This window comes from Barnesiella sp. WM24 (assembly GCF_004570975.1).
Lineage (GTDB): Bacteria > Bacteroidota > Bacteroidia > Bacteroidales > Muribaculaceae > Muribaculum.
This window is the reverse complement of record NZ_SPPC01000009.1, coordinates 36,999-50,473: the sequence shown is the minus strand read 5'-3', so window position 1 is coordinate 50,473 and position 13,475 is coordinate 36,999. Positions and strand designations below refer to the sequence as shown.

The window sequence follows — 13,475 nt, the reverse complement described above, 5'->3', positions numbered from 1 at the left end:
TTAATTTAAATGAGGCATTCATCATTGTTATGTTTAATCGCGCTTGCGGCAATGCAAGCCACCGGTGTTTCGGCGACAACAATTCCTGCCGACTATGAATTTGCATCAATGTACCGCGAAATACCATTTGAGATGGAGCCGGTACACCGACCGGTAATTCCCGCTTATGAGATTTCAATCACTGACTTCGGAGGCAATAGCGACGGACACACTAAAAACACCGAGGCTTTTGCATCGGCAATGAAGCACCTTTCTGAAAAAGGAGGCGGCAAGCTCGTAGTTCCTGCCGGAATATGGTATACCGGACCTATCGTCTTCGAGAGCAACGTTGAACTCCACCTGAACAGCGGCGCGCTGATTCTTTTTTCATCTGACCGCGAAGACTATCCTCTTATTGACGGTTACTTTGAGGGAAACTCGGCAAAAAGATGCCAGTCACCTCTGACTGCGATAGGTAAAGAGAACGTCGCCATCACCGGATTTGGCACAATCAACGGAAACGGTGGTCACTGGCGTCCTGTCAAAAAGGGTAAAATGACTGACTCACAATGGAAAGAGCGCTGCAAGACCGGTGCAGTCGGGGCAAAAGGCGACGTGTGGTATCCTTCCGACCGCATACGCGAGGTGTCGGAAGACAAATCATTCTTAAACAAAGCATACTCAGGCAATAATCAAGCCGACTGGGAATATGTACATGACTTCTTGCGACCCGTCATGCTGTCATTCTCCAATTGCAAGAATGTGCTTCTTGAAGATGTGACCTTTGAAAATTCGCCAGCATGGAACCTACACCCTATTTTGTGTGAAAATGTAATCCTCAACAGAGTCACTGTACGCAACCCCTGGTTTGCACAGAATGGCGATGGTCTTGATGCCGAATCATGTAAAAACGTGCTTGTCAACCGTTGCTCCTTCGATGTCGGCGATGACGCCATCTGCATAAAGTCGGGAAAAGACAAAGAAGGTCGTGACAGAGGCGTGCCATGTGAAAATGTGCTTATCAGCGATTGCACCGTGTATCACGGACATGGAGGATTTGTAATAGGCTCAGAGATGTCGGGCGGCGCGCGAAACATATTAATCCGCAACAGTACGTTCATAGGCACTGACTGCGGACTGCGTTTCAAGTCGACGCGTGGCAGAGGCGGAATGGTCGAATCAGTATGGATTGACGGAATCAACATGGTTGACATCGCCGGCGATGCCCTGATCTTTGACCTTTATTACGCCACAAAGGCTCCCGTGGAAATGATGCCCGTAACAGAGGAGACACCATCTTTCCGCGACATTTACATCACCAACACAACGTGTCGCGGTGCAAAACGCGCCATGTTCTTCAACGGACTGCCCGAGATGCCGGTCAACAACATCTCTGTCAAAAATTCACTATTCAGCGCCGACACAGGTGCCACAGTAAATTTTGTCAACGGTCTCACATTTGACAACGTGACTATAAACCACGCGACAGGAGAACGCATCACTACACGTGACGTGACAAATTTCACTGAAAAATAAGCAGCTCCGCCTATATTGATTAGACAAATAGCCTGAGTCAATAAAAATAGGGCCCGACAGCAGTCAACGCCGGTCGAGCCCTATTGATTTTTTATCGTCACCTCTCTTGTGTCAGAACACAGAAAGAAGATATGAGGCAATAGCCCTTCTTACATCCGACACCTTGCAGGTAAATCCGTTGACCATGACTACCACGACATGGGTCGGGCGTCCTCCGGCATCAAGCTTATAGCCGGCATAACAAAGCACACCCGACATACTTCCCGACTTCAACGCAAGCCGCCCCTTCAGTCGAGTGTCGGCAAGCAGACCGGCTACCGTACCCTCTTTTCCCACCTTGGGAAAAAGCTTTACATATTCCTGTCGCGACGACATGTCACGTAAAAGCGAACCAAGAAATTTTGGCGAGAGGCGATTGGTCACTGCGAGACCGCTTCCATCGGCAATCTTGATTGTCGCCAGGTCATAACCCTTTTGAGAAAGCAACGCCCGCTCCTTCCTTACAGCATCGGCAAAGGTGCGGTCGCAGTCATCGTGCAAAACAAGCGACCGCAACATGCCCTCGGCAAAAAGATTATCGCTTTTAAACATCATGACCCGCAATATCTCGTCACGCAAAGGAGATGTGTGCTCCATACGCTTTCTGTTTTCTCCCTCTTTAATATCAAGGTTATATCCGATAGCGACACCCGCCTCTTCAAGACCCGATACCAGATCATGATACAACGCCATCCAGGGCACAGGTATAGAATAGCGGGATGTATAACCCTTTGAGCCTGCCACCGTACCGGTAAGGGTAAGTACCGACGACCCTTCTCCTCTCATTGCCATGACATCACCACGCTGCCCCTGACGCAGCCGGTTTATGACCTCCACATCATAAGGAGCGTCATAAACCGGTTCACCGGGATATACGGTCATAGAAAAACTGTTGTCCTTATAATTGACGCCATATAATCCCGCGCCATACTCCCAGGGAGTGTCTTCAAGCAGCCAATAAGGCGAGACCCCTATTGCAGGATATAGAGAGGCGTCAATTATAATGTCGCCTGCTATCGAATCAACCCCTTGACTTTTTACCCAGCCACACACAGAGTTTACAAAACCGCTACGCGACTTAAAATGTCGCGACTCAAGCGTAGGGTCACCACCGCCATATACATACAGATTGCCTTCCAGCACACCGGCTGTCACATCACCCGATATTTCAACAGGGGTAATGAAAGGCGATGTACCGCGGAGCGACATCACTGCCGATGCAGCCGTCACACACTTCATTGTGGAAGCAGGTATAAACACTTGATTCTGATTGTATGACGCCACGACCTTGCCTGTTGACAACTCGGCGATATATATCCCTGTCGATGCAGCTTCACTTCCTTTGAATACAACAGGAGCGGCAGCCGCATAAAAACTAAAAGCCAGCGTCATCGACGCCAGCTGTATAAATCTTTTAATCATCTGAAATATCAGGTTTATTCAATTGTGTATTTTTGAGTAAAATAATTAGTTCCCTGTGATTTGATTACAAAGGGTTCAGTGTCTTTAGCCACTTCTATTGACAGAAATGACACAGCGCCGCCGGTCACATAGCTCACTGTAAGACCCGCTTTGAAACCACGTTTTACAGGACCTATACAATATTGAAACTTACCGTCGGGCATCGCGGCTTTCAAATAAGTATTATCACCGGTCTCATCGGTAAAATACATGTTCACTTCCTTTAACGGCTCAGCTATGGCGGTGTAACGTACATAATATTCTGACTCCGGCTCATCACTGTCACACGCGATGAACACTGAAGAAACACTCAAAAGCAAAAGCAATCTAAATATTGATGTCATATATCAGTAATTATTCTTATTCAAAGACAAATTTACATCATTTTAATAAAATTATCGTGGCAATGTGGCAATTATGTGACAAGAAATCACTAATTTCGCACAAACAAACTACATTTGTGCAATTATGGTACTTAAAACTCGCGAAAAACTAATTGATGTGGCTCGACAGCTCTTTGCTCACAAAGGCATCGAGAACACAACCATGAGCGACATTGCCAATGCATCAGACAAAGGCAGGCGTACCATATACACATACTTTAAAAACAAGCGTGAGATATACAACGCCGTAATCGAGAAAGAAAGCGAACAGCTCGTAGCAAGACTCCGCAACGTAATCACCACCGACATGTCGCCGGTAGAAAAGTTGCGTCGTTTCATTGACCTGCGCATAGATGTGGTGGCTGACGCAGTAGCCCATCATCATGACAACACTGTGTTAAGGTCACTGCTGATGCGCGATGTAAAACGCATGGAGCGCATAAGGCAGCTTGCTATCGAAAAAGAGCTCGACATGCTGAAATCCATCATACGGGAAGGACTGGAAACAGGAGATTTCGACCCTGACAAGGTAGACGGTGTGTATGCCTCGATGATCATGCTGTTTCAAGGTATCGAGCTTTCCTACATGCGCAATAATTTCCACCAGATAGGAGTGGATCCCGCCCGGATGAGAGAGCAAGTGAAACAATATATAATTACAGCAATACAAAAACTTTAAATTTCATAGAACATGTACATTAATGCCACCGGTTATTATATCCCTTCAGAAAGGGTTGACAACGAATATTTCAAAGATGTAAACGGACTTACAAGCGACTGGATCTATAAACGCACAGGCATAAAGTCACGTTCAAAGGCAGGAGCCGGAGAAGGTCACAACTCGATGGGACTTAATGCAATTGAAGATGCCATCAAAAATCTGCCCTACGGCATCAAGGATGTCGACCTTATCGTATCGGCCTCCTACTCGCCCTATGACACTGTAGCCACTCTCGCCCACATAGCCCAGAGGAAATATGACATCACCGGAGCCAAAGCGGTATATGTATCTGCCGCCTGCTCGTCATTTGTAAACGGACTTGAAATAATCGAGACATATTTCGCGGCAGGCAAAGCCAAGAAAGCCCTGCTGGTATGTTCCGAGCACAACACATATTACTCCAATGAGCATGACCCGAAATGCGGTCATCTATGGGGTGACGCAGCTGTCGCTTATTTCCTTTCAGCCGACAAGGTTTCCGACACAGATGTAAAGATCAAAGAGATATATACCTGCGGGCTCGGAAATGTAGGGAAAGGTCCCGAAGGTGTCATCCTTCGCCCGAAAGAAGGTGGCATAGAAATGCCCGACGGCAAGGACGTGTTTGTCAACGCATGCTCCTACATGATTGACGCTCTTGACCACGTGACAAAGCCTTACGGCATGACTCCCGGTGAACTCGACCACATCATCACCCACCAGGCAAACAAGCGAATCGTGGCACAGGTAGCCCACCAGCTTGAACTTGATGATGACCATTTTGTCAACAATATCGAAGAGCTTGGAAACACCGGTTCGGCAAGTTGCGCGCTGGTATTCGCCCAGAACCGTGACAAGTTCAAGAAAGGCGAAAAAATAGGATTGACCGTATTTGGCGGTGGATATTCCTGCGGTGCATTTTTGGTAGAAATCTAATTTATAGTTAAATTTGCCGACAATTTACAATAAAGCATTTAAGAGTAATACACATGAAACTTCTTGAAGGAAAAACCGCGCTCATCACAGGTGCAGCCCGCGGTATAGGAAAGGCACTTGCAATCCGCTTTGCACAGGAGGGTGCCAACATCGCGTTTACCGACCTCGTGATTGACGAAAACGGAAAAGCGACTGAAAGAGAAATCGAGGCTCTCGGAGTCAAAGTAAAAGGATATGCATCTAACGCTGCCGACTTCAACCAGACTAAGGAAGTAGTCGCTGAGGTACATAAGGATTTCGGCTCAATCGATATTCTTGTAAACAACGCAGGTATCACTAAAGACGGTCTTATGATGCGCATGACCGAGGCACAGTGGGACGCTGTAATCGCAGTCAACCTCAAAAGCGCCTTCAACTTCATCAACGCAGTGCTTCCGATCATGATGCGCCAGCGTAGCGGCTCTATCATCAACATGGCTTCAGTGGTAGGTGTACACGGAAATGCAGGACAGGCAAACTATGCGGCATCAAAGGCTGGTCTTATCGCTCTTGCCAAGTCTATCGCCCAGGAAGTAGGCTCACGCGGCATCCGTGCCAACGCTATCGCCCCCGGATTTATCGAGACAGCAATGACTGCCGCCCTGCCCGACGACGTTCGTGCCGAATGGGTAAAGAAAATTCCTCTGCGCCGCGGCGGTCAGGTAGGCGACATCGCCGATGTTGCCGTATTCCTTGCTTCCGACATGTCAGGCTACGTTACCGGTCAGGTAATACAGGTTGACGGCGGTATGAACATGTAATCAGAAGTCGAACCATCGACCGACAACATATCAGTTGTGTAGCTTCCACTAACAGGTTGCCACACAACTGATTTTCCATTTAAGGATTCACCTTTCCACACTTCTCCCCTATCAACTCAACCAAGCTTGATGGCAAAGCGTTTATACCGTATCATCCATTTATTTGGCAGATTGTCATATTTTTGGTAACTTTGACATGAAGCAAAACATATAGCTATATGCTGACATACAATACACAACTGAAGAAACTCATATTGCCTGAATACGGCAGAAACATACAGCAGATGGTGGACTACTGCGTCTCGATTCCCGACAGGGAAGAGCGCACCGTGTGTGCCCACTCGATTATCGCGTCAATGGGAAATCTGTTTCCGCAGCTTCGCGACACGGAAGACTTCAAGCACAAATTATGGGACCATCTCGCAATCATGTCTGACTTCAAGCTTGATATAGACTATCCCTACGAAGTAATAAAGCCGGAAAACCTCGAATCACGTCCCGAGCCGCTGAACTATGAGCTTTCTTCAATAAAGCTCCGTCATTACGGCAAATACATAGAGCTGATGATAGCAAAGGCGGTATCGCTTGAGGAGGGAGAAGAGCGCGACGCACTTGTTATCCTTATCGCCAACCACATGAAAAAACTCATGCTTGCGGTCAACCCCGACGGGGTCGACGATGCCAAGGTGTTCAAGGATCTCGCGGCCTACAGCCACGGGGCGATAAGGCTTGACCCGGCGACATGTCGCCTGCACGAGTTCAAGGCGGCTCCCACACCTCAGACTTCGGGAAAGAAGAAAAAGAAAAAATAACCTGTTTTACACCATTATACAGAGCCATGAGCACATTTATTGTAGAAGGCGGTCACACTCTGCAAGGTGAAATTACACCTCAGGGGGCAAAAAATGAAGCACTTGAGGTAATATGCGCCGTACTGCTGACTCCTGAGCGTGTCGTGATTGAAAACATTCCTGACATCCTCGACATAAACAATCTTATTTCAATGCTTGCCGACATGGGAGTAAAGGTTGAACGCCTTGCCTCCCACTCCTATGCCTTTCAAGCCGATGAAGTAAACATTGATTACCTGTCGACACCCGACTACATAAAAAAAGCGGCGGCATTACGCGGCTCGGTAATGTTTGTAGGCCCGCTCGTGGCACGGTTTGGCAAGGCTGTATTACCCAAGCCGGGCGGTGATAAAATAGGCCGCCGCCGTCTTGACACCCACTTTATCGGCATCAATAAACTCGGAGCCGAATTTAACTACAACACCGAGACCCACGCTTACGAAATAGAGAGCAACGGTGGCCTGTCAGGGACATATATGCTTCTCGACGAAGCATCGGTCACCGGAACAGCCAACATAATAATGGCATCGGTGCTTGCCGAAGGCGAGACAACAATCTATAACGCCGCGTGTGAGCCATATATCCAGCAGCTCTGCAAAATGCTTAACTCAATGGGGGCGCAGATACGCGGCATAGGCTCCAACCTACTGAACATAACAGGTGTAGAATCGCTCCACGGCACTACCCACAGAGTGCTTCCCGACATGATTGAGGTAGGCAGCTTTATAGGCATGGCTGCGATGACAGGAAGCGGCATAACCCTAAAAGATGTAAGCTACGACGACCTCGGAATCATGCCCGACAGCTTCAAGCGCCTCGGCATCGACCTGCAACGCTCCGGCGATGACATAATAATCCCGAAACGTGACGGATATGAGATTGAGACCTTCATCGACGGGTCCATCATGACTTTTGCCGATGCTCCGTGGCCCGGACTGTCGCCCGACCTTCTCAGCATATTTCTCGTAGTCGCCACCCAGGCAAAAGGCAGCGTCCTGATTCACCAGAAGATGTTTGAAAGCCGATTGTTTTTCGTAGACAAGCTTATCGACATGGGAGCGCAGATAATATTGTGTGACCCTCACCGCGCGGCAGTCATCGGTTCCGGCAGACTACACTCTCTCCGCGCCACCACGATGGTGTCGCCCGATATTCGTGCCGGCATAGCCATGCTTATTGCAGCGATGAGCGCCAAGGGCACAAGCAGCATCCATAATATCGACCAGATAGACCGTGGATATGAAAACATTGACAAGCGCCTGAATGCTATAGGAGCCCATATAATGAGAGTGTCACAATAACAGAAAGAGAATCCTATGATTGAAGAAAAAGAGCTTGTAGAAATCGGTAAGTTCGGAAAGCCCCACGGCATTCACGGTGAAATAAACGTATATCTTGATGACGATGTAATCACTGACCGGATTGAAAAGTTCATCGTAAATATCGACGGCATCTACGTACCGTTTTTTATCGAGTCCATACGCCCGAAGCGCATTGACTCGGTGATTGTTGCCATAGACGGAATCAATAATGAACAACAGGCTGCGGCGCTTACCAATCATGAGATTTACGCGCTTGTCAGCGATGAAGTGAAAGAAATGCCTGATGAAGACGGCATGTATGCCTCCGACCTCATAGGATTCACCATCGTACACGCCAACGGGCAACCCGTAGGTGTAATCACCGGGATAGAAGACAGCACAGAAAACGCTTTGTTTATCGTCGGGCTTCCCGGGGGAGAAAGCACATATATCCCTATTGCCGATGACCTTATCGATGAAATCGATACTGACCGTAAATATATCGTAATGACTTTACCCGAAGGGTTACTTGACCTTTAATACACCAGATTATACCCGCTTATGGATTGCTCAGGCTGTTCTTACACCAAGGCATTCTGGCTACTTTTTGCCATCTGCCTGCTTACAATGTTGCCGTTTATCGGTCTTTCTGACTTTCACACCAAAGGAGAGCCGAGAGAAGCCATAGTCGCCTATTCAATGCTTGAACAGGGCAATTGGATATTACCTCAAAACAATGGAGGAGACATCCCTTACAAGCCACCTTTCTTTCACTGGTGTATTGCGGCACTCGCTCTTCTATTCAACGGAGGCATCGTAAATGAAGCCATATCACGACTGCCGTCGGTCATCGCACTTGTGGCAATGATAATGACGTGTTTCTCCTTCTTTGCGAAGCGCACTGACACATTGACTGCCGCAATAAGCGCCCTTATCGCGTTCACCTCTTTCGAGCTGCACCGTGCCGGGATGAACTGCCGTGTCGACATGATGATGACAGCCTTGATTGTGATGTCGCTGATTTGCTTCTACCGCTGGTATGAAAAAGGGCTTCGCGGACTACCGTGGGGAGCGATACTTTTTATGAGCTGTGCCGCATTGACAAAGGGGCCTGTCGGTATAATTCTTCCGTGTCTTACCACAGGCATATTCCTTCTTTGTAAGGGGACCAACATATTTAAGGCTGCGGCATTGTTGATAATATGTGCAGTTTTGTCGACATTACTCCCTGCAATATGGTATATCGCGGCCTATCATCAGGGCGGAAAAGAATTTCTTGACCTTGTGATGGAAGAGAATTTCGGTCGCTTTACCGGCACGATGAAATATGACTCCCACGTAAATCCGTGGTATTACAACCTCATCACCATAATCGCCGGATATGTACCCTGGACATTATGTGCTGTCATCTCCCTGTTCACGCTGCATTACAGAGCCTTCGGAAAGCCCTCACTTGAACGGCTATCGTCATTGTTCAGAAACATGTCGCCGGTAAACTTGTTTTCATTCATCGCCATAATGGCGATATTTATCTTCTACTGCATTCCTGAAAGCAAGCGGAGTGTCTACCTGATGCCCGTCTATCCATTTATCGCCTACTTTTTTGCCCTTTACTTGCTGTATCTTGTCAGAAACGGCTCAAGAGCAATCAAGATTTATGGCGTGATTCTCGCTACAGTCGCTATCCTTCTCCCTGTCGCGCTGATAATCGCAAAATCTGGTCTTATACCTGACACCATGTTTAAAGGACGGCACGCCGCTCTAAACATCGCAATGCTCCATAACATAGCCGACATAGGCGGGGCGTTCAGCATAATGATAATAAGCCTGACTACACTTACGGGCATCGGCTGGTATGTGTATTGCCGCAAAAAGCTTAATGACCGCCACATATTTGCCATAATCGCCGTGACACTCGGACTTTATATCTCGCTTGACGGAGTGTATCAGCCTGCAGTGCTTAACGCAAAGTCCATGAAAGGAATTGTCGCTGAAATCGAGCGTCATGCGCCGGAAAGTGAAGGCAAGCTGTATGAGTTCATAGCAGAAGGAGTGTTCAGTACAGGAAATCCGGTCCACTTCTTCGAGCCTAATTTCTACCTCGGCAACCGCACAGGCAACTTCTATAAGACAAGACCTGACAGCGGATTCCTTATGATTAACGATTATGACGCAGAGAAGTATCTTCCCGAGTTCAAAACAGAAGGATACGACTTTACGCCTGTCTACAAATCGTCGCAAACCAGCAAGATACATAGCAGTATAGAAGTATATCGGTTTAACAAGACAAATGCCGCAGTGAAATAAATCACATGCGGCATTTAATTATGCATCATCATCCAATGATCAATCCCAAAGCATATCGCGTATAGCGTAACGGGGCCGGTGTTTCACCTCAGTGAATATTTTCCCGATATACTCCCCTACGACACCTATGCTCATAAGTATCAGACTGCCAAGAAACCAGATAGAAAGCATCAATGATGTCCAACCCGATATTGCACTGTCGGCAAAGTAAGAACAAAGCACATAGATTGCCACCACTATGTCAAGCAGGAGCAATATAAGTCCGGTGGCAAATATCAGTCTTATAGGCTTGGCAGAAAAGGAAGTGACACCATCGATGGAAAAGCTTATCATTTTGGCAAGCGGATATTTGCTCTCGCCGGCCGCGCGCTTTTGCCTGTCATAGGTCACTACTGCACTGTCAAGACCTATCTGCGGGATAATGCCACGCAAGAAAAGATTAGATTCACCGTAATCGGCAAGCAGTTCCAACGCCCGACGACTCATAAGCCTGTAGTCGGCATGATCATATACCGTATCAACTCCCAAGCGCCGTTGCATGGTGTAGAATGTCCTTGCTGTCGTGCGTTTAAACCAAGAATCGGTAGCACGGCTTTTCCTCACGCCATAGACAATCTCGTTTCCGGCAATAAAGAGTTTCACCATCTCAGGAATAATGTCAGGGTCGTCCTGAAGATCGGCATCAATGGAGACAGCAGCGTCACACCGGTCTTTTACCGTCATCAGCCCGGCAAGGAGTGCATATTGATGCCCCCGGTTATGGGCAAGCGAGATACCCTTTATCCGGGTATCCCGCCTGTGAAACTTTTCTATCTCCTCCCATGTAGAGTCAGTGCTTCCGTCATTGACACAAAGTATGTAACTCTGAGAAGAGACAGTGCCGTCTTCAACCATAGCCCCGAGCACTTCCGACAGCTTTGCCATTGACATGGAAAGCACCGCACTCTCGTTGTAACACGGGACGACGATGGCTATTACTGGTTGTAGCATCTTATCTTATTAGTAGTTACGTGCAAATATCACGCGTTGAGCCGAAGGCTTGCCTGTGACCATGCACACTCCGGGAGTCTTGTCACCGTCCAACGGTATGCAACGGATAGTTGCCTTTGTCTCTTCCTTGATTTTATCCTCAGTCTCGGGAGTTCCGTCCCAGTGAGCAAGTATAAATCCGCCCTTCTCTATCTCAGCCTTGAACTCCTCATAGGTGTCAACCGTGCGGGTCATCTCTTCACGGTGTTTCAGAGCCTTCTGATAGATATTTTCCTGAATCTCTTCGAGAAGCGACTGCACTCGCTCGGCAATTCCGGCTATAGGCTCGACCTGCTTTTCAAGAGTGTCGCGACGCATTACTTCAACTGTGCCGTTTTCAATATCACGCGCGCCTATTGCAAGACGCACAGGCACTCCCTTCAGCTCGTAGTCGGCAAACTTAAATCCCGGACGGCGGTTGTCGGCATCATCATACTTCACGCTGATACCGAGATCACGTAAAGCCGACACTATAGGCTCAACAGCCCTGCTTACCTCGACAAGCTGCTCGGCATTCTTATAGATCGGGACGATTACGACCTGTATCGGAGCCAGATGAGGAGGCAGAACCAGACCGTTGTCATCAGAGTGGGTCATAATCAACGCACCCATCAGTCGGGTTGACACACCCCAGGAATTTGCCCACACATATTCAGGCTTATTGTCCTTGTTTACAAATGTGACATCAAACGCCTTGGCGAAGTTTTGTCCGAGATTATGGGATGTACCTGACTGAAGAGCCTTTCCATCCTGCATCATTGCCTCGATGGTATAGGTGTTAAGCGCACCGGCAAAACGCTCGTTGGGCGATTTCACTCCCTTTATGACCGGCATAGCCATGTAACGCTCGGCAAAATCGGCATACAGATTAATCATCTGTACAGTGCGTGCCTCCGACTCCTCAGCCGTTGCATGTGCGCAATGTCCTTCCTGCCACAAGAACTCGGCAGTGCGGAGGAACATGCGGGTACGCATCTCCCAACGCATTACATTGGCCCACTGATTGCACAATACAGGCAGGTCACGGTAACTGTGTATCCAGTTTTTATAAGTACCCCAGATAATTGTCTCCGAAGTAGGTCTTACAATCAGCTCCTCTTCAAGGCGGGCATCAGGGTCAACGATGACTCCGTTACCGTTAGGGTCATTTTTCAAGCGGTAATGTGTCACAACTGCACATTCCTTGGCAAAGCCTTCCACATGCTCCGCCTCACGGCAAAGAAACGACTTAGGGATAAGAAGCGGGAAATATGCGTTTTGCACACCGGTTTCCTTAAACATCTTGTCAAGAGTCTGCTGCATCTTTTCCCAGATGGCATATCCGTAAGGCTTTATCACCATACATCCACGCACAGCGCTCTGCTCGGCGAGATCAGCCTTAACCACAAGTTCATTGTACCATTTAGAGTAATCGTCACTACGTTTAGTGAGATCCTTTAGTTCCTTTGCCATAGCAAGTTTATATTATATTTGTTCTTCAGATTTAATTTATACCGCAAAATTACTCAAAAACGGCAACATACACAACGATTTGCGGAAAGAGAATCATTCATCAAAATCAAAAGCCAAAAATATTTGGATTATAAGCAAATAATCGCTAACTTTGCACCGCTTTTCGTAATCTCTGGCAAGACAAGCAGCTTGCTATATTGCGTATTATTAACATTTTAATATCTGATTAAAAATGGATTTGATTAAAGTTGCTGAAGAAGCATTTGCCACCGGCAAGCAGCACCCCGAATTTGGACCCGGCGATACCATCACAGTCGCTTACCGTATCAAAGAGGGCAACAAGGAGCGTATCCAGCAGTATCGCGGTGTCGTAATCCGCATCTCAGGCGAGGGCGCAAAGAAGCGTTTCACAGTGCGCAAGATGAGCGATAACATCGGTGTTGAGCGTATTTTCCCCATCGAGTCTCCGTTTATCGACTCTATTACCGTCAACAAGTATGGTAAGGTACGTCGCGCTAAGCTTTACTACCTCCGTAAGCTCACCGGCAAGAAAGCTCGTATCAAAGAGCGCCGCGTAGTAAAAAAGGACGCATAATAAAGACTAATCAAACCGATTAAAATAAAGGTCAAGCAATTGCTTGACCTTTATTTTTTTGTTGTCACAGCTCTGCAGTATACCAAATACACCACCCTATCGTACA

13 protein-coding genes are annotated in these 13,475 nt (G+C 47.7%); 9 read left to right on the top strand and 4 right to left on the bottom strand.

Annotated features, from left to right (window positions below):
• Nucleotides 1–9: 9 nt before the first annotated feature.
• On the top strand, nt 10–1,515 hold the full coding sequence (locus tag E4T81_RS10870) for a glycoside hydrolase family 28 protein (RefSeq protein WP_135044441.1): 1,506 nt from the start codon (nt 10–12) through the stop codon (nt 1,513–1,515).
• A gap of 111 nt (nt 1,516–1,626) precedes the next feature.
• On the opposite strand, the gene dacB is transcribed toward E4T81_RS10870, so the two are convergent.
• Both dacB and E4T81_RS10860 read right to left on the bottom strand, forming a co-directional pair.
• On the bottom strand, nt 1,627–2,976 hold the full coding sequence (dacB, locus tag E4T81_RS10865; protein WP_135044439.1) for a D-alanyl-D-alanine carboxypeptidase/D-alanyl-D-alanine-endopeptidase: 1,350 nt from the start codon (nt 2,974–2,976) through the stop codon (nt 1,627–1,629).
• A 14-nt stretch (nt 2,977–2,990) separates the two neighbouring features.
• Nucleotides 2,991–3,359, bottom strand: a complete 369-nt coding sequence (locus E4T81_RS10860; RefSeq protein WP_135044437.1) for a hypothetical protein — start codon at nt 3,357–3,359, stop codon at nt 2,991–2,993.
• A gap of 124 nt (nt 3,360–3,483) precedes the next feature.
• Here E4T81_RS10860 and E4T81_RS10855 point away from each other — a divergent pair, with 124 nt between their 5' ends.
• From E4T81_RS10855 to E4T81_RS10825, 7 genes are all read left to right on the top strand, one after another.
• The gene (locus E4T81_RS10855) at nt 3,484–4,077 is read left to right on the top strand and encodes a TetR/AcrR family transcriptional regulator (RefSeq protein ID WP_135044434.1); all 594 of its coding nucleotides are present in this window, start codon (nt 3,484–3,486) and stop codon (nt 4,075–4,077) included.
• A 12-nt stretch (nt 4,078–4,089) separates the two neighbouring features.
• On the top strand, nt 4,090–5,034 hold the full coding sequence (locus E4T81_RS10850; protein ID WP_135044432.1) for a 3-oxoacyl-ACP synthase III family protein: 945 nt from the start codon (nt 4,090–4,092) through the stop codon (nt 5,032–5,034).
• Between the two features lie 53 nt (nt 5,035–5,087).
• A complete protein-coding gene (fabG, locus tag E4T81_RS10845) occupies nt 5,088–5,834 on the top strand; it encodes a 3-oxoacyl-[acyl-carrier-protein] reductase (RefSeq protein ID WP_135044430.1) in 747 nt (248 codons plus the stop codon).
• Nucleotides 5,835–6,055: 221 nt separating this feature from the next.
• Entirely contained in the window at nt 6,056–6,646 is a 591-nt protein-coding gene (locus E4T81_RS10840; protein WP_135044581.1) for a DUF4290 domain-containing protein, read from the top strand.
• A gap of 26 nt (nt 6,647–6,672) precedes the next feature.
• On the top strand, nt 6,673–7,986 hold the full coding sequence (gene murA / locus E4T81_RS10835; protein ID WP_135044427.1) for a UDP-N-acetylglucosamine 1-carboxyvinyltransferase: 1,314 nt from the start codon (nt 6,673–6,675) through the stop codon (nt 7,984–7,986).
• A 15-nt stretch (nt 7,987–8,001) separates the two neighbouring features.
• Nucleotides 8,002–8,526 carry a ribosome maturation factor RimM gene (rimM, locus tag E4T81_RS10830; RefSeq protein ID WP_135044425.1) on the top strand — a complete coding sequence of 175 codons (525 nt, stop codon included), beginning with the start codon at nt 8,002–8,004 and terminating at the stop codon, nt 8,524–8,526.
• A gap of 21 nt (nt 8,527–8,547) precedes the next feature.
• Complete coding sequence (locus tag E4T81_RS10825) at nt 8,548–10,293, top strand: glycosyltransferase family 39 protein (protein WP_135044423.1); 1,746 nt, start codon at nt 8,548–8,550, stop codon at nt 10,291–10,293.
• 39 nt (nt 10,294–10,332) lie between these two features.
• On the opposite strand, the gene E4T81_RS10820 is transcribed toward E4T81_RS10825, so the two are convergent.
• Nucleotides 10,333–11,283, bottom strand: a complete 951-nt coding sequence (locus E4T81_RS10820) for a glycosyltransferase family 2 protein (RefSeq protein WP_135044422.1) — start codon at nt 11,281–11,283, stop codon at nt 10,333–10,335.
• 9 nt (nt 11,284–11,292) lie between these two features.
• Nucleotides 11,293–12,774 (bottom strand): proline--tRNA ligase, encoded by a 1,482-nt coding sequence (gene proS / locus E4T81_RS10815; protein ID WP_135044419.1) that lies wholly within the window; start codon nt 12,772–12,774, stop codon nt 11,293–11,295.
• 232 nt (nt 12,775–13,006) lie between these two features.
• Here proS and rplS point away from each other — a divergent pair, with 232 nt between their 5' ends.
• Nucleotides 13,007–13,369: a 50S ribosomal protein L19 gene (gene rplS / locus E4T81_RS10810; protein ID WP_135044417.1), complete on the top strand. Its 363-nt coding sequence runs from the start codon at nt 13,007–13,009 to the stop codon at nt 13,367–13,369.
• The last annotated feature ends 106 nt before the right edge of the window (nt 13,370–13,475 follow it).

Bases quoted from the DNA above. Each gene is read 5' to 3' on its own strand.
- dacB (WP_135044439.1), bottom strand. From the start codon at position 2,976: ATGATTAAAAGATTTATACAGCTGGCGTCGATGACGCTGGCTTTTAGT.
- rplS (WP_135044417.1), top strand. From the start codon at position 13,007: ATGGATTTGATTAAAGTTGCTGAAGAAGCATTTGCCACCGGCAAGCAG.
- E4T81_RS10850 (WP_135044432.1), top strand. From the start codon at position 4,090: ATGTACATTAATGCCACCGGTTATTATATCCCTTCAGAAAGGGTTGAC.
- E4T81_RS10870 (WP_135044441.1), top strand. From the start codon at position 10: ATGAGGCATTCATCATTGTTATGTTTAATCGCGCTTGCGGCAATGCAA.
- E4T81_RS10825 (WP_135044423.1), top strand. From the start codon at position 8,548: ATGGATTGCTCAGGCTGTTCTTACACCAAGGCATTCTGGCTACTTTTT.
- E4T81_RS10855 (WP_135044434.1), top strand. From the start codon at position 3,484: ATGGTACTTAAAACTCGCGAAAAACTAATTGATGTGGCTCGACAGCTC.
- murA (WP_135044427.1), top strand. From the start codon at position 6,673: ATGAGCACATTTATTGTAGAAGGCGGTCACACTCTGCAAGGTGAAATT.
- E4T81_RS10820 (WP_135044422.1), bottom strand. From the start codon at position 11,283: ATGCTACAACCAGTAATAGCCATCGTCGTCCCGTGTTACAACGAGAGT.
- rimM (WP_135044425.1), top strand. From the start codon at position 8,002: ATGATTGAAGAAAAAGAGCTTGTAGAAATCGGTAAGTTCGGAAAGCCC.
- E4T81_RS10860 (WP_135044437.1), bottom strand. From the start codon at position 3,359: ATGACATCAATATTTAGATTGCTTTTGCTTTTGAGTGTTTCTTCAGTG.
- proS (WP_135044419.1), bottom strand. From the start codon at position 12,774: ATGGCAAAGGAACTAAAGGATCTCACTAAACGTAGTGACGATTACTCT.
- fabG (WP_135044430.1), top strand. From the start codon at position 5,088: ATGAAACTTCTTGAAGGAAAAACCGCGCTCATCACAGGTGCAGCCCGC.